The organism is Collinsella sp. AM34-10 (assembly GCF_003469185.1).
Classification (GTDB): Bacteria; Actinomycetota; Coriobacteriia; order Coriobacteriales; family Coriobacteriaceae; genus Collinsella.
Genome location: NZ_QSIL01000001.1, coordinates 399,305 through 415,922, shown reverse-complemented (window position 1 = coordinate 415,922; position 16,618 = coordinate 399,305). Strand labels below are relative to the sequence as shown.

Below are 16,618 nucleotides of genomic sequence, written 5' to 3'. Positions count from 1 at the left end.
AGCTAGCGCAGCTGGGCGTAATGGTTGTAAATCGTAATAGCCGTGGGATAAAGATAACGCCCGGTCTGGATCACATAGACCAGACCCTGCGCAAAACAGGAGAAGAACAACTCGTCGAGCGAGGACTTCCCCACCATCTTGCGCAGCGCATGGGCATAATCGCCGTGGCGGTTGGGTTCGATGGCATCGGCCACAAAGACCACCATATCGAGCGGCGTCATGTCGCAAGCGCCCACGGTGTGACGGTCGACAGCCTGAAAGACCGCCGGCGACAGCTCGGGAAAAAGCTGCGGAAGCTCATAGGCGGCAACCGGGCCATGCAAAAGCGGCGTCGCGGCAGACGGAGAGCCGGCAATCTTAATGCCGTAATGCAGAGCGCGCGTGACCAGCTCGTCGTCGGAGAGCACCTTGTCCCAGTCATGGATCAGGCCGGCGGCAGCGGCATCAAAGCGGTCGACACCGTACACCTCGGCTAGGCGCAACGCAGTCTCGGCAACCCCGAGCGAATGCACGTAGCGCTTACGCTTATCCTTCATGCGAACATCGAGCAACTCGTGGATACGCGTCAAGAGCGCGCGCTCGTCGCCCTCAAACTGATCTTCTACCGACAACGTTCTCCCCCATCAATCAAAATCGTCTTGCCCAAGATCGGCATACAGGCCGCGTTTACGGATATAGCCGAGCACGGACTCGCTCGTAAGATAGCGCACGCTCATGCCGCGGGCAACCCGCTTGCGAATGTTAGTCGAGCTAATCGCCAACGCCGGAATCTGAATATAGCGCACGTCGAATGGCAGCCCCGATTCCTTAATCCGCGCCCGGGCCGTATCGATGTCAAAGCCAGGACGCGTCGCAGCAATAAAGGTTGCCAGTTCGGCAATCTCATCTGCATTGTGCCAGGTTACAATATCGATAATCGCATCGGCACCCGTAATAAAATAAAGCTTCACCTGTGGCGGGTAAAACTCGCGAAGGGCACGCAGCGTATCAGCTGTGTAGGTGACACCGGCACGATCGATCTCGAAGCGGCTTGCCAAAAAGGCCGGGTTCGCGGCGGTCGCGAGGACCGTCATGGCATAACGGTCCTCAGCAGGCGTCACCGGTTTGTCGAGCTTAAAGGCAGGCGAGCCCGCAGGCATAAAGAGCACGGCGTCCAAGTCAAGGGACTCACGCGCCTGCTCAGCGGTTACCAAATGCCCGTAATGAATCGGGTCAAAGGTGCCGCCCATAATGCCAAGCCGAAACTCGTGTCCATCCTTGATGGGAAGTTCAGGCAATCCGATTCCACCGCGCAGCGACATGGCTTACTCGCCCTCCGGGGTCTCAACAACGTTGACTTCGGTAGTGCCTTCGGAGCCCTCGGTGGCATCAGCCACGTCCGCACCCTCGGCCGCTACGTCAATAACCTCAACGTCTGCATCCTCGAACTCGTCCTCGAACTCCGAGAAGTCCTCGGCGCCCTCAAAGTCAAAGGCGCGCTGGCAAATGCGAACCTCGTCGCCGGCACGGCAACCGGCCTTTTCGAGCGCATCGTCAACACCCATGCGGGAAAACTTATGCTGCAGATAGATGACGGCCTCCTCATTTTCCCAGTCGGTCTGGATAACCAAGCGCTCGATGGCGCGACCGACCACGCGGAAGGCATGAGGCTCTTCTTGGACAATACGGAACCGCTTCTCGCGCTGCAGGCGGCGACGCTCCCACTCCTCGTCGCGCAAATCGACCGGCTCATCAGAGACCGCCAGCTCAGCGCGGAGCTTGGCCACCTGCTCGCCCACGGCAAGCATCAACGTGTTGAGACCGGCACCCGTCACAGCGGACACGGCAAAGAACATATGCCCGTCGTCGAGCGCCGCACGCTTAAGGTCGGCAATCTTGTCGGCCGTGCCCGGCGCATCGCACTTGTTGGCGACGACGATCTGCGGACGCTCCGAAAGCTCAGCGCCATACTGCTCAAGCTCACGGTTAATAATGCGATAGTCCTCAACCGGATCGCGATCCTCAAACCCGCCCGTCATGTCAACGACATGCATGATCAAGGCCGTGCGCTCAATGTGGCGCAGGAACTGATGGCCCAGGCCACGACCCTCGCTCGCGCCCTCGATGAGACCGGGAACGTCGGCAACGACGTAAGAATATTCGCCGGCACGCACCATGCCCAGATTGGGCACAAGCGTGGTAAACGGGTAGTCGGCAATCTTGGGACGGGCAGCGCTCATACGCGCGATGAGCGAGGACTTGCCGACCGAGGGAAAGCCCACAAGCGCGGCATCGGCCATGAGCTTCATCTCGAGCTCGATCCAGTGCTCCTCAGCCGGCTCGCCGAGCTGGGCAAACGCGGGCGCGCGACGCACCGACGTCACAAAGTGAGTGTTGCCCAGACCGCCAGCACCACCGGGCGCCACGACAACGCGCTCGCCGTCGTGCACCAGGTCGGCAATCTCGAACATCGGGGTCTGCGTCTCGGGATCGAGCTCGCGGACTACGGTGCCCATGGGGACTTTCAAAATCAGGTCCTCACCGCTTTTGCCGTTGCGGCGGGCACCCTGGCCATGCGTTCCGCGCTCAGCACGGAAGTGATGCTTAAAGCGGTAATCGATCAGCGAGGACAGCTGAGCGTCGGCCTGAATGACGACGTTGCCGCCACGACCGCCGTCGCCGCCATCGGGGCCGCCCTTGGGAACAAATGCCTCGCGCCTAAACGACATGCATCCGGCTCCGCCGTCGCCGCCGCAAACGTTAATTCGGCTGATATCGGTGAACTGTGACAACAGAATCGCCTCCTACAAAAAAGAGGGAGACCCTTGAATCCTAAAACTCAAGTGCCTCCCACATATGTGCTCTATGAAGGGTGAATTACGCGTTCGCGAGCGGGCGTACGCTGACCCTGTGCTTGATACCCTTGTGGAACTCAACGGTACCGTCGACCAGCGCGAACAGCGTGTCGTCCTTGCCACGGCCAACGTTCTCACCCGGGTGGATGTGCGTGCCGTGCTGACGGACGAGAATCGTGCCCGTGGTTACCGTCTGGCCGGCATAGCGCTTCGTGCCAAGGCGCTGACCGCGGGAGTCACGGCCATTACGGGAGGAACCGAGTCCTTTTTTGTGTGCCATTGTGTATACCTACTCTTTCGTTACGAGTGTAATCTACTCGGCGACGGGAGCCTCGGCAACAGCCTCAGCCTCTGCCTTGACAGCCTTCTTGGCGCGGGAGGTAGCCTGAACCTTCACGATCTTCAGCTTGGTGAGCTGCTGACGGTGACCCTTCAGACGACGATAGCGCTTGCGCTTGTGGAACTTGAAGACCAGCTGCTTCTCGCCCTTGAACTGCTCAACGATCTGAGCGGTAACCTTGGCCTTGGCCAGCTTGTCGGGATCGGTGACGATCTTCTTACCATCGTTGAGGAAGATAACCGGCAGGGTGATCTTATCGCCCTCATTGCCCTCGATCTTCTCGACGGTGATGACATCGTCGGTGGCGACCTTGTACTGCTTGCCGCCCGTGTTAACGATTGCGTACATGTTTACTTGCCCTTCATGCATCAGTTAGTGCAACAGCCGAATATAGTAGCAGGCGATAATACCCCCGTCAACGAGTATGTGGAGCAAATCCACAAGTTCGCACAGGTATGGGGCTGACGAGTCGGCCCTCGTCGTCCTCGCATGCTTGATTCTGACGCTCGACATCGTAGGAGCAGATGGTCACGAGGTCTTGCATACCGGTGGAAACAATAGGTGCATCGACGCCCGGGGTCAAGCCCTGCAACAAAACATCAGCGGCGGAAAGCAAAATTTCCGGACGCATGGAGCCCTCATTATCGGCATGTGTGTCGAGCATGAGCACCAGATGGTCCGGGCGCTCCCCTGCCGTGAGCTCATAGCCCACGAGCGTATGATCCAAGTCCAGGCGTTTGCTCTTTTTGCCGCGTGCGTAGTCGATGCCGTGGCCCGCGCGCAGCATATCGATTGCGCGACGCACCTCGTCGGCGGACGCCGGCGCCTCGGGATTCAGATGCAAGTCGATACGATAGGACAGACGCGTGAGTTGCGCTGTCAGCGCCGGTGTGCGCACGTCGATGTATGCCGCCTCGATGGGGGCAAGATCGGCCGGAGATGCCGCCGCTAGGCGCTCAAACGCCTCGTCGAGTGCGACGAACTCGGTCATAAACAGGTCATACCACTCACAGGTCGACGACGTTCCCACCGGCAGCGCCGACGAAAAGCCCACGCGCATGTGCGGAGAGAAGCCCTGCGTCACGGCATAGGGCAGCCCCGCGCGACGCACGATGCGCTCAATGGTATGAATCACTTCGAGATGGCCCAGGTACTTAAGACGGTCACGCTTGCCATAGCGAACGCGAAGCCTAAAGAGCGTGGGGTTGTCGGTCAGGCGCTCACTCATGCGCGATCACCCACCAATACGTTCTTGGCATGGAGCGTGGGGCAGATTCCGCAGCCGGTGCACGAGGTGCGGGTACAGTCGGGTGTCGTGACGCCCTCCAGCGAGCGGCGGTATTCGCGCTCGAGGAAGCCGCGCGAGCAGCCGGGACTCACGTGCTCCCAGGGCAGGCGCCAGTCCAGTTCGTAGGGCAGGTGCACGAGCTCGTTGAGATCGATGCCGTTTTTGGCCGCCGCCTCTTTCCAGTTATCGAGCGAGAAATGCTCCACCCACGCGTCAAAACGCGAGCCCGCACGCCAGGCGTCGATGATGACCGGCGTCATGTCGCGACCGGCGCGAGACAGTGCGGCCTCGATAAGCGAGGTCTCGGCATCGTGGTAGTGCACGCGGACCGCACGGTTGCGAACGCTCGTGATGAGGAGCTTCTGACGGCGCTTGACGTCGTCGTAATCGAGCTGCGGGCACCATTGGAACGGTGTGGCGGCCTTGGGAATAAACACCGACACCGAGATGGACACCGAGATGGAGCCGCGGCGCGCCTTGGGAACCACGGAGCGGCCGAGCTCGAGCACATGGTCGGCCAGGTTGGCGATAGCCACGATATCCTCGTCGCGCTCGCCGGGAAGGCCCATCATAAAGTAGAGCTTCATGCGGTTCCAACCAGCCTCGAAGGCCGCCTTAGCCGCACGGTCCAAGTCCTCCTCGGTCACATTCTTGTTGATGATGTCGCGCATGCGCTGGCTGCCGGCCTCGGGGGCAAACGTCAGGCCGCCCTTCTTTTCGCCGGCGACCGACTCGGCCATATCCACGCCAAATGAATCCAGGCGCTGCGAGGGAATGGACACGCGAATGCCCGTATCCTCCAGGCGGCGGTTGAGCCTACCGAGCACATCACGGATGCAGGAGTGGTCGGTGGTCGAAAGCGAGGTGAGCGACACCTCGTCGTAGCCGGTCTTCTGCAAGCCCTGGATCACCGAGGACACAATCTGGTCGGCCGAGCGCTCGCGCACCGGACGATAGGTCATGCCGGCCTGGCAAAAACGGCAGCCGCGGGCACAACCGCGCAGAATCTCGATCGACAGGCGGTCGTGAACGAGCTGCGCGTAGGGCACGCACGACTGCGACAGCGGATTGGTAGCGCCAAAGTCCTCAACGACGCGCTTATAGACTACCGGAGGGACGTCCTTGCCTTCACGCGGCACGGTGTAGCCATGCGGAGAGCAGGGCTCGTCATAGCGCACCTCATACAGAGACGGCACATAGGTGCCACCGACCGTCGCGAGCTGCTCGACAATCTGGGCGCGCGAGACACCCTCATCGCGCAGGCGACGATGCAGCTGGCAAACCTCGAGCAGCGACTCCTCGCCCTCGCCGATCAGGATGGCATCGAAGAAGGCCGCATACGGCTCGGGGTTATAGACCGAGGGACCACCGGCAATGATGATGGGGTCGTCCTCGGTGCGGTCAGCCGCGAGCAGCGGAATGCCGGCGAGGTCGAGCGCCTCGAGGAAGTTGGTGACGGCCATCTCGTGCGGCACATGCATGCCGACGATATCGAACGAGGCCACAGGCGCCGCGCCCTCGAGCGACAGCAGCGGAATGTTCGCTTCGCGCATGGCGTCGCCCATGTCGGGCCACGGCACATAGCCGCGCTCGCAGGAAATGCCCTCGGCCTGATTAAGGATGTTGTAGAGAATGGCGATGCCCTGGTTGGGCAGACCGACCTCATACACGTCCGGATAGATCATGCAGCAGCGGTAGTCGGCATCGGCCTTTGAGAGCGTTCCCCACTCGTGGTCGATATAGCGACTCGGCTTTTCGACCTTGGCGAGCAACGGCTCGATCAGATGAAAACAGTCTTGGTATGGAACGCGCAAAAGAAACCCCTAAGCAGCGAGATCGGATGCATCCTCAAAAGGACTCATGGGACGGGTGGCACCGGCGACCGTGGTCACCAGGTCGCGGACGCGCGAGAACGTGGCGGCAGCCACCTCGTTGGCACGGCTGTAGTCAATATCGCGCTCGTAGAGCGACACGAGCGCACGGCCCATGCCATAGGTGCCCGCGGCGGCGGTCAGCGCCTTGACGGCAAACCCAATATGCGGCGTCTGCTTTACCAGGGCGCGGGTGACGGCGCGGAGCACCAAGCCGCCGGCAAGCACGCCCGCGACCTCATAACCGCGCTCGGGCTTAATGCCGCGACCAAAGATGGCCGCCAGCTCAAAGACCATGCCCACCTGCGCGAGCGCCATCACGGGATAGTCGGCGCCCGGCAAAAACACCAGGGCACCCGTCGCCATATTGGTAAGCGCGCACGAGGTGATGATGCGGTTAGCGGCAGCAATACGCATAAAGGCGAAGTTCGCCGCAAATGCCGTCTCCTTGTCCGTGCGATCGAGAATCCAGCGGGCAAGCGTCTCGAGCAGATACGTCTTATCGGTGGCCGTTACCGCACCGAGCATGGGCGTGGACTCCTGGATAAAAGGCACCTCGACAGCGGACTCGGCCAGCACGCACACGGGGGCGCCGGCAATCACAAGTTCCTGAACGGCGCTCTCAAGACGGTCAGACCCGCACGAAAGCACCAACACCACATCGGTATCGGTCTTGGGGACGATACGGTCCTCACCCAGACGCTCAACGCGCACAATGCCCGACGTCGTCAGCGGCACGAAGGCATCGCGCACCGTCTCGACCAAAAAACGCGACGCAGACGAATCGAGGTAGACGGACACGCGCACCGGCGTGTCGGAATCCTTCTTGGTAGTCGCGCCCATCTTAAAGACGCGGGTCAGCTTATCCACGGGAATCTTCATAGCAAACCCCTCCAGCGGTTACGCGGCGCCCGAACGATGCCGCCATATGGATTGTACGATACCCACCGTCAGCAACTGGATCATCATCGAGGACGAACCGAAGCTAATGAACGGCAGCGGAATACCGGTGATCGGCATCATGCCGATGCACATGCCGATGTTCTCGAAGGTCTGGAATGCCCACATGCCGACGATACCTACGCACGAGAGCCGCAAGAAGAGCGACTCGCACTTAAAGGCGACGCGAATCGTCGAGAACATGAGCAGCACGTACAGGCACAGCAGTAAAAAGGAGCCGCAGAAGCCAAAGGTCTCGGACAAAAAGGCAAAAACGAAGTCGGTGTGGAACTCGGGCAGAAAGCCACCGGCAGACTGGGTCGCATGGCCCAGCCCTTTACCGAAAAAGCCACCCGATCCAACCGCGATGAGCGATTGCTGCAAGTTATAGGCATCGTCCGAATCGGCATTATCGGGGTCGATAAAGACGGTCAGTCGGTTCATCTGGTACTGCTTGATCAAAACGTCATGGCCCAAAAGAGAATCGAGCACCGAATCGAGCGCCAGGACGAGCGCCACCAAACCCACGAGCAGAGCCAAGGTCGACAGCACCCATTCGCGGCGCGCACCGCTCATGCAGATCACAACGGCACCCGACACCAACACGACCAGACCCGAACCCAGGTCGCCCATGGCGACGACGGCCAAAAACGGAATGGACAGCATGCCGCAGAGCTTAATGTAGTCGCGAACGGTATCGATGCGGCCGTTGTACTGCGAACCAAGCGTGGCGATAAAGAAGATCGTGATGAGCTTGGCGAGCTCGACCGGCTGGAAGGTAAGGCCGATACCGGGAATCTTGATCCAGCCCGTCATGCCCAGGCCGCCCGTATAGGACAGGCCCGGAATCTTGGGCGAGAAAATCACAATGAGGTCGATGACGAGCAGCGCCGTCGAGAAGTTAGAGATGCCACGCAGATCGGTACGCCAGACGAGCACCGCAAGCACCGCACCGATGCCGATGCCCAACAGGTGACGTGAGAATGAGGCGTCGGCCTTAAACTGCGAGGCCGACCAAATGATGATGGCGCCATAGGCTACGAGCGCCAAGGCTGCCAGCAGCACGCCGATGTGCACCTTCTGGCGAAACGTGCCGCGCGAGGCCGAAAGCTGCTTGTTGACACGGTCCAGGCTGCTGCGGGAACCGGTTTTAGTTGAGCGGAACAGGTCCGCCGGCGAAAAATCCATCGCAACCTCCTATCGAACCGAAGAATCGCCCGTGGCAGAAGATGTGTCGGGCTCGTCATAGATGGCACCAAGGACATCGCGCACGACGTGCAGCGCGGTATCGGAGCCACCACCGCCCTGTTCCAAGACAGTAACAATCACGTACTTGGGCTCATCGGCCGGCGCGTAGGCGCAAAACCACGCGTAATCGTCCTCGCCGCTCTTCTCGCCCGTGCCGGACTTGCCGTAGACCGTGGGGGTCAAGGAGTTAAAGTGCGCGGCGGTCGAAGTCGACGCAGAGTAAATCACGTCATGCATGCCGTTGCGGACCAGCGCAAGATCAGCATCGTTGTTAATTTGAGCCTCAAGGCGCTTCTTTTTGCCCTTGCCGTTGTATTTGTAGGCATCGCCGTCGCCATCACGCGAGACAGCAGACAAGAACACATGCGGCACATACTGTTTGCCGCCGTTGGCAAGGCCCATGTAAGCGCAGGCCATCTGCAACGGTGTCACCAGAATGTCGCCCTGGCCGATAGCGATGTTCGTCATATCGCCGGCATTCCACTTGCGGTCCTCGGCCGAGGCGTCGGTAAAATACGACTCTTTCCACTTGGCGTCGGGAATGCGGCCCGTGCCCTCGCTTGGCAGATCGATGCCGCAGGTCTTGCCCAGGCCCCAACGGCGAAAAACCTCTTGCAGGCCCTCGGGATGCTGGTCGTTGTAGAAAAACGCCTTGCCCATATCGTAGAACACGGGGTCGCACGAGTTAGCAATACCCGATTGCAGCGTCATGGTGCCGTGGCCAGAATGCAGCCAGCAGTACTTACCCCATGACTTGCCCAGGCCCGTCCAATAGCCCGTGCAGTTCGTGGTCTGGCCTGAGGTATAGGTTCCAAACTCAAGACCGGCCAGAGCCGAGAGCGGCTTAATGGTCGAAGCCGACATATACTGGCCGCTAATGGCGCGGTTGAGCAGCGGATGCGAACCCTTGTCGTCGTTGAGCTCGGTCCACACGTCGTTGGAAACGCCGCCGATGAACACCGACGGATCAAACTTGGGCTCGCTCGCCATACCCAGAATCTCACCATTGTTGGGATCGAGGCACACCACGGCGCCGTTACCGGCGTCACTATGACCCGTGGTCTTGGCAAGCTCAATGGCATTCGCCAGAGCCTTCTCGCAGGCCTGTTGAATCTTAAGATCCAGCGTAAGCTTAATGTCAGAACCGGCCTTGGCGGGAACGGCGCCGGCTTGACCGGTCACGTTACCCGAGGCGTCAACTTTCACGGTCTGCTCACCACGAATGCCCTGCAGCAGATTTTCGTAGTAAATCTCTACGCCCGCCTGGCCCACAATATCGCCCGATTGATACGAGATCTGGCCAGCCGCGCTATCGTTGCCGTCCGACGACTTCTTATTCTGCGCCTCGAGCTGCTCGGAGGTAATGGTGCCGGTATAGCCCAAGATATGGCAGGCGGTCTCGCCATACGGGTACTGGCGCTCGGTGCGCTCGGCGATCTTCACGCCGGGAAACTCACCGGCGTGCTCCTGAATGTAGGCGACAGTAGAGCGGCGCACGTCAGTCGCGATCGTATGCAGGCTCTGCGCGCCTTCGGAATTGTCCTGGATGTTGCGCAGCACCGCGATATACGGCATGCCGAGCACGTTAGCAAGATGGCGCACCAGTACCTTATCGTCGGCAAGATCGCGATAGGCGACGACGGCGAGCGAGGGGCGGTTTTGCACCAGTGCGACGCCGTTGCGGTCCAAGATACGGCCACGCACGGCAGGCGTGGTAACGGTACGGGTCTGATTGCTCTTGGCCTGCTTGTCGTAGTAGTCCGACGAGACCATCTGCATGCCCCACAGCTTAACGGCAAGCGCGGCAAACATCGCACCCACGCCCGCGGTGAGGATGGAAAAGCGGCCCTTAAAGGCCGTAGCGGCCGTATTGCCCTCGCCCTCGGTGGCGCGCGGGGCCGTTCCGTGCTGCGTGTCGTAGGTAAAGCGGGAGTCGCCGCGGCGCATGATGACCAGGGCGACCACAATGGCCACGACAAGCACGATACCGGCGACAACAACCGTCAACTGGGAAGACATCTACAGGCCTCCCCTATTTGAGCTTACGGGTCTTGGGCTTAAAGCGCATGCCCGTCTGACGCCCACCGCGCGCGGAGAACCCATAGCCAGACTGCGGCGCGACGCCGGACATCAAAAACGGAACGGCGACCAGGCCGGTCAGAATCGAGGACGGCAGGGCGTGTCCAAAGATCGCCACGACAAAACTCGATTCCAGACCCATAAACAGCAAGATAATGCTGTAGATCACGTTAATGGCAAGCGCAAAGGCGCCCACCGTGATGCCGCGAGCGCTTGGGGTGCCGCCTATCTGACCGGCGGCACTGTGTGTCAGGGCAAAGCTGCCCACTGTCAGCAACAGCGACATCACGCCCACCGGCACGGCTGCCGACAGGTCGTAGAACAGACCGCTGCAAAAACCGCAGATGACGGCCCGCGTGGGATCGCCCGAAAACACACTCAGGCACACCAGGATAATCATAAAGTTGACGCGACCGCCCGCGATGGAGATCTGCGGCGCCAAGCCCGCCTGCAGCAGGACGCAGACAATGGCGGCAATCGCAAAAGTGCGGGAGCCAGTCCCCTGTTCGTGTAGATCCATGGACATGCCTCCCTATTCGCTCGAGCCCGAATCGATCGTGTCGGACGCATCGGAGTTTTCATCCGAGCTTTCGTCTTTGGACTTGGTGGCCGCATCGCGCGAGGTGCCCTGCGGCGTACTGTTGGCGCTGCTCACATCCTCGTCCGAAGCCGACTGCTCATCGGTCAGCGACGTAATGACCAGCACTTCCTCGTTGTTTTCGGCCGTTGTCTGAGCGCGCACGACGATGGTGTAGTACACATCGTTGGCAGACTTCTCCACCGACGAGACCGTACCGAGCGGCAGGCCCTTGGGGAATACGCCGCCGATGCCCGAGGTCACGATGATATCGCCCACCTTCACGTCGGAGTCGACACTCACGTGCTCCAGGCGCAGGGTACCGTCGGGCTGCCCCTGCAGCATGCCCTGAGCACGCGTATCCTGCACCATGGCGGACACACCCGAGTTCTCATCACTAATCAGGCGGACGGTGGAGGTCTTGGCCGAAACCTCGATAATCTGACCGATGACACCGGCAGAACTCGTCACGGGCATGTTGATGGTAAGACCGTCGGCAGAGCCTTTGTCGATGGTAACGGTCGAGGTCCAGGCATCGCCCGACGCGCCGACAATGCGAGCCGCGGTGGACTTGAGGTTGTAGGTCGACTGAAGACCGACCAGGCTCTCGAGTCGCTCGGCGGTCTTTTGAGCCTCGGAGAGCTCGGCAACCTTTGACGTCAGGACCTCGTTTTGCTTCTTAAGCTCGTCGAGGGTGTCTTGCGAAGCCGTAAGGTTTGAGAACACGTTTCCGATTGCGTTAAAGGGCGCGGCCACAGCCGAGCCCACAAAACGCACCGGCGAGGTAATCGTCGTCACGCCAGAACGCACGGCATGAATCGGTCCCGCCTCACCCTCGCGAATGTAAAACGTAAGCAGCAGCACCGAAATTACGCTGAAAACAATCAACGGGCGCATACCCGTTGATTGTCGCTTGGTATTCAGATTTGAAGAGAAACCCGAAGATCGTGCCAAATGGAATCCACCTTTTGGAAATTAAGCATTGGTCTGGACGAAGCCACCGTCAAACGCGTTGGCCTCGAGCACGCGGGCGCAGCCGTTGACGACGTTGTCGAGCGCCGTAGGGCTGACGTTGACCGAAACGCCGGTCTCGTCGCGCAGACGCACGTCGAGGCCGCGCAGCAGCGCACCGCCGCCGGTCAACAGGATGCCGTAGTACATAAGATCCGAGGCAAGATCGGGCGGCGTGGCGTCGAGGGCGTCCTTGACGGCCTTGGCCATCTCGTCGAGCGGCTTATTGAGCGCGCGACGAATCTCCTCGCTCTCGATGCGCACGGTCTTGGGCAGGCCCGTGATCACGTCGCGGCCGTTGACCTCGACGTCGAGCTCGTCCTTGAGCGGCACGGCAGAACCGACCTTGATCTTGATGTCCTCGGCCGTGCGCTCGCCGATAGCCAGGTTATAGGCATCGCGAACGTGGGTAAGGATGGCCTGATCAAACTCGTCACCGGCAATGCGAATGGACTGCGACACGACGATACCGCCCATGGCGATAACGGCGACCTCGGTGGTACCGCCGCCGATATCGATGACCATGGAGCCGGTCGGCTCCTCGACAGGCAAGTCGGCGCCGATGGCAGCGGCCATGGGCTCCTCGATCAGGTATGCCTGGCGGGCACCGGCTTGGATCGTAGCCTCAAAAACGGCGCGCTTCTCGACCGACGTGACACCGGAGGGGACGCAGACGACAACGCGCGGACGCGGGGTCCACGGATAGCGCTTCTCGGACGCCTTGTCGATAAAATAGCGAAGCATGGCCTCGGTAACGTCGAAGTCGGCGATAACGCCGTCCTTAAGGGGACGCACAGCCACAATGTTACCGGGCGTACGGCCGAGCATGCGCTTTGCCTCGATACCGACAGCCAGGATGCGCTCATCGTTCTTGTCGATGGCGACAACGGAGGGCTCGCGAATGACGATGCCCTTGCCGCGCACGGAGACAAGCGTGTTGGCGGTGCCGAGGTCGATGGCAAGATCGCCCGCATAGCTACCGAAGAACATATCCATCAAAGAAAACAACGCAACTCCTGATGTGTTGGATGATTGCTGGAAAACTACTAGCCCATCATACTAGCGCAAGCCCGGCGCCTCACTTGCGGTGAAGCACCGGGCAGCGCCAAATCTCATAAGGTCACTACTGGTTGTCAGCGGCCGAAAGATCGATATCAAGCGAGGAGACGGCCCAACCGATATGGTTGTCGGAGCGCACGAACTTGACGGTGTACTCCTGCTCGCCGCCCTTGGACAGCGACGCCTTGACCTTGGCGGTGGTCTCGGTCATAGACTGATCCATGCCCTCGATGGAGACGGTGGCGCCCTGCGGGATCGAAGAGATGATCATCGCCTTGGCGTCCTCGGACAGGCTGGAAGCAAGACAGGACTCGGCCTTGGCGGTATCGCCGTCACCGGCGGCCTGGAACAGGTCGGTGACAACAGACTCCTGCGAGGGGAAGCCCAGGCCGCGCGTGTAGGCAAAGCCAAGACCGCCTGCGACAAGGACAATCAGCAGAAGCAGAACCAAGAAGACCTTGAGGCCCGTGTGGCGATGGCGACGACGGACCTTGGCCTCCTTGCGGTCCTGCTGAACCATCTCGGACTCGGACAGGGTGAAGAAGCCGGTGTCCGAGGGGTCGGGCATAAACTGACCGGTAGCACCCGTGGGGTCGAGCGGGTCGACGGCGGGAGCATCCATCGCGGGAGCCGGCGCCGTGGCCATGGCCGTCTGGGCCGAAAGCGCAGCGAGGGAATCGTGCACGCGGGCAAGCTCGTCGGACTGCTCGGGCGTAAGCTGGTAGATGCCGTCGGCAGTGGCGGCGTTAAAGGCATCGAGCGCGTCAGAGGGACGACCGGCGGCGGAAAGCGCCTCGCCCATACCGGCGTTAAGCGCACGCGTGTCGTCGCGCGGACCGGCAAAGTCGATGGCCGTGCGGTAGGTCTCTACGGCGTCTGCCGGACGGCCGAGCTTAATGAAGCAACGACCGAGCTCGCCGAGTGCGGCGACAGGAGCCGGGTTGGCGCCGTCGATGGCAGCCTGACGGAAGGCAGTACCGGCATTGGCATAGTCGCCCGACTGGAACAGCGCGTTGCCCAGACCCAGGTAGGCCTTAAACGGCGTGGCATAGGATGCATCCTGCGTTGCGGCAGAGAACGCCTGGGCTGCAGTCACATAGTCACCCACGGCAGCAAGCGCCTTGCCGCGGTTGGTGAGCAGCGCGCCGCGCTTGCCATAGGTACCGTCGTTAAGGGCGGCGGCGTAGGCCTCGGCGGCCTCGGCATACATGCCCAAGTGCATCAAGGCGTTGCCGCGCAGATGGTCGGCCTCGCCCATAATCTCACCGGGGGTCTTTGCCGCACCGAGCATCTGGGCGGCAGCGGAATAATCACCCGCGCGATAAGCGGCGCGGCCCTGTTGGATCAGCTGGCTATTCAAGGAAGTCCCCTTTACTCGTGAACGATCTCGACATGGACGATCTCGTCACCGGCACGCAGCTGCGAGATGACGTCGAGGCCCTCGACCGTGGTGCCAAAGACGGTATAGCCGGAGTCGAGGTTGTGCTGGGCACCCAGGCAGAAGTAGAACTGCGAACCTGCGGAATCGGGATCCATGGAACGTGCCATGGCAAGCGCGCCGTCGACGTGGCTGTTACGCGGGTTGGTAGCGAACTCGCCCTTGATGCAGTAGCCGGGGCCACCGGTACCGGGCATGCCGTCGGGGCCCTCAAGGCCGGCGGCGACATCGGCGCCGGACATATCGCGGGTATTGGGGTCGCCGGCCTGGATCACAAAACCGGGCACATAGCGATGGAACTTAAGGCCGTCGTAAAAACCCATCGTGGAAAGCTCGCAGAAGTTCGCCACGTGGATGGGGGCGCCCTCGCCGTCAAACTTGACCTTGATGGTGCCCTTCGACGTCTCGATCACCGCGCACTCATCGCCGGCAAGCTGATACTCGGGCGTGTAGAGCTCTTTCTTAAAACCAAACATGTGGTTCCTTCCTCGTGCGTTTAAAGCATATTTGGTCAAATTGTAGCAATAAGCACGGGCTTCCATCAATTGCGCACGCAGGTTATGCCGCCGGAGGGCAACAAATTACGAACGTTGCTGCGGTCTCCATGCGCTCACGTTGGCGTCGTACTGGTTAAGCGCGCTGTTGCCGCCTTGTGCGATGGGCGCCAGGATCTCGCTCTGACGGGCGCTCAGCGACTCGCCGTCGGGAATGGACAGCGAGATATCCCAGCTCTGGCAGATCACGTCGACACGCTCGTACATCCACTGGGCAAGCTGCTTTAGATGATCGATGTCCTCCGCATAGACGGTGTCGTCCTGAACCTTGAGGTTATTGAGCTCATCCTGGGTCTTTTTAATCTGATCGCGCAGGGCATAAGCGCTCTGCGACAACTCCTGGCGGGTGGAGAGCGGCGTACGCAGATAGCCGTTATTAAACGAATCGATGACCTCGCCGATCTGATCATCGTCGCTGTACGACACGATGGTCTGGTACAGGCCATCGAGCCTGGCGTAGAGCTGGTCGTCGGTTAAGATGGTCTCCTCCTGAACGACCTCGGACGCATCCTCTTGCTTGGACTCTTTCTCGGTGGCCTCGCCCTTTTGGCGCGACGGGAAGGTGGTCTTGGCGGCCCGGCCAAACTGGTCGTAGAAGCCGGGCATGACGCCCATAGGATCGGCAGTCACAAACCAATACGCACCACCGCACACGGCGGCGAGCACCGCGATGACGATAAGCGGTTTGGGGATATGGCGCTTGTGCTTGTGATAGGCATCCTCGTCGGGATGGACCTTGCGCTTGGCCTTTTGCTTTTTGGGCTGGACATCATCGCGCAGGGACACCGGTGTGGGGATATCGACCTTGGGGATGCCAAAGTCCTTATCGAAGGCAGGCAGCACGCAGGTCTCGTTGGGGTCGGCGGCATCCGAGAGCACCGCGGCGGCAGAGGCCGGCGCATGGGGCACCTCGGTATCGATCTGCTCCTGCGTCAAGCGCGGAAAGCCGGCCGTGCGGCCTGCTGCCAGATCGGATGCAGCCGCGTCTTTGGAAAGGATGCCCGGGGCGGGGCGCCCGCACTTGGGACAGGTGCGATCATGCGGGGACAGGCGTGCGCCACAACCATCGCAGAATACGAACTCGGTATGCTCGGGACCGTCGCCCGGACCAACGTATGCGTTGCAATAGGGGCAGAACGAGGCGCCGTCCTCTATGGTCTTAAGGCAATGCGGGCAGATCACGGCTTCCTCTTTTCGGAGCAATTCATACAGTCGAAGTTAGAGCATAGCATCGCCACGCCCCCACAGGGGCAAGGCACCAATTCAACATCGCCAGGGTAGTCTTTTTGGGGGGATGATTTTTCTGGGACGGGGATTAAAAAATCATTGTGTACCTAATGATTTTTTAATCCCGTCCCAGAAAAATCATCCCCGGGGCAA

The 16,618-nt window shown here is 60.7% G+C and carries 16 protein-coding genes; all 16 read right to left on the bottom strand.

The window, feature by feature from the left end:
- Positions 1-2: 2 nt before the first annotated feature.
- A complete protein-coding gene (gene yqeK / locus DW823_RS01735) occupies positions 3-536 on the bottom strand; it encodes a bis(5'-nucleosyl)-tetraphosphatase (symmetrical) YqeK (RefSeq protein WP_199574305.1) in 534 nt (177 codons plus the stop codon).
- 87 nt (positions 537-623) lie between these two features.
- A complete protein-coding gene (nadD, locus tag DW823_RS01730) occupies positions 624-1,301 on the bottom strand; it encodes a nicotinate-nucleotide adenylyltransferase (RefSeq protein WP_118079804.1) in 678 nt (225 codons plus the stop codon).
- 3 nt (positions 1,302-1,304) lie between these two features.
- The gene (obgE, locus tag DW823_RS01725) at positions 1,305-2,771 is read right to left on the bottom strand and encodes a GTPase ObgE (RefSeq protein WP_199574291.1); all 1,467 of its coding nucleotides are present in this window, start codon (positions 2,769-2,771) and stop codon (positions 1,305-1,307) included.
- A gap of 85 nt (positions 2,772-2,856) precedes the next feature.
- Positions 2,857-3,114 (bottom strand): 50S ribosomal protein L27, encoded by a 258-nt coding sequence (gene rpmA, locus DW823_RS01720; protein ID WP_006236075.1) that lies wholly within the window; start codon positions 3,112-3,114, stop codon positions 2,857-2,859.
- A gap of 33 nt (positions 3,115-3,147) precedes the next feature.
- Complete coding sequence (rplU, locus tag DW823_RS01715; protein WP_117786063.1) at positions 3,148-3,522, bottom strand: 50S ribosomal protein L21; 375 nt, start codon at positions 3,520-3,522, stop codon at positions 3,148-3,150.
- 67 nt (positions 3,523-3,589) lie between these two features.
- Positions 3,590-4,402 (bottom strand): TIGR03936 family radical SAM-associated protein, encoded by an 813-nt coding sequence (locus DW823_RS01710; protein WP_118079798.1) that lies wholly within the window; start codon positions 4,400-4,402, stop codon positions 3,590-3,592.
- The gene (locus DW823_RS01705; protein ID WP_118079796.1) at positions 4,399-6,276 is read right to left on the bottom strand and encodes a TIGR03960 family B12-binding radical SAM protein; all 1,878 of its coding nucleotides are present in this window, start codon (positions 6,274-6,276) and stop codon (positions 4,399-4,401) included. The genes DW823_RS01710 and DW823_RS01705 overlap by 4 nt, the downstream gene beginning before the upstream one ends.
- Before the next feature lie 9 nt (positions 6,277-6,285).
- Positions 6,286-7,215 (bottom strand): YcjF family protein, encoded by a 930-nt coding sequence (locus DW823_RS01700; RefSeq protein WP_118079793.1) that lies wholly within the window; start codon positions 7,213-7,215, stop codon positions 6,286-6,288.
- 18 nt (positions 7,216-7,233) lie between these two features.
- Positions 7,234-8,460, bottom strand: a complete 1,227-nt coding sequence (locus DW823_RS01695) for an FtsW/RodA/SpoVE family cell cycle protein (RefSeq protein WP_118079792.1) — start codon at positions 8,458-8,460, stop codon at positions 7,234-7,236.
- Positions 8,461-8,469: 9 nt separating this feature from the next.
- Positions 8,470-10,539 carry a penicillin-binding protein 2 gene (mrdA, locus tag DW823_RS01690; protein WP_118079790.1) on the bottom strand — a complete coding sequence of 690 codons (2,070 nt, stop codon included), beginning with the start codon at positions 10,537-10,539 and terminating at the stop codon, positions 8,470-8,472.
- A gap of 13 nt (positions 10,540-10,552) precedes the next feature.
- Positions 10,553-11,119 (bottom strand): hypothetical protein, encoded by a 567-nt coding sequence (locus DW823_RS01685; protein ID WP_118079788.1) that lies wholly within the window; start codon positions 11,117-11,119, stop codon positions 10,553-10,555.
- Positions 11,120-11,131: 12 nt separating this feature from the next.
- The gene (gene mreC / locus DW823_RS01680; protein WP_147350640.1) at positions 11,132-12,073 is read right to left on the bottom strand and encodes a rod shape-determining protein MreC; all 942 of its coding nucleotides are present in this window, start codon (positions 12,071-12,073) and stop codon (positions 11,132-11,134) included.
- Positions 12,074-12,151: 78 nt separating this feature from the next.
- Positions 12,152-13,183: a rod shape-determining protein gene (locus DW823_RS01675; protein ID WP_006236061.1), complete on the bottom strand. Its 1,032-nt coding sequence runs from the start codon at positions 13,181-13,183 to the stop codon at positions 12,152-12,154.
- Between the two features lie 127 nt (positions 13,184-13,310).
- A complete protein-coding gene (locus DW823_RS01670; protein WP_233542952.1) occupies positions 13,311-14,606 on the bottom strand; it encodes a tetratricopeptide repeat protein in 1,296 nt (431 codons plus the stop codon).
- Positions 14,607-14,617: 11 nt separating this feature from the next.
- The gene (locus DW823_RS01665) at positions 14,618-15,160 is read right to left on the bottom strand and encodes a peptidylprolyl isomerase (protein ID WP_118079786.1); all 543 of its coding nucleotides are present in this window, start codon (positions 15,158-15,160) and stop codon (positions 14,618-14,620) included.
- Positions 15,161-15,265: 105 nt separating this feature from the next.
- Positions 15,266-16,420 (bottom strand): zinc ribbon domain-containing protein, encoded by a 1,155-nt coding sequence (locus DW823_RS01660; RefSeq protein WP_158567243.1) that lies wholly within the window; start codon positions 16,418-16,420, stop codon positions 15,266-15,268.
- Positions 16,421-16,618 lie beyond the last annotated feature (198 nt).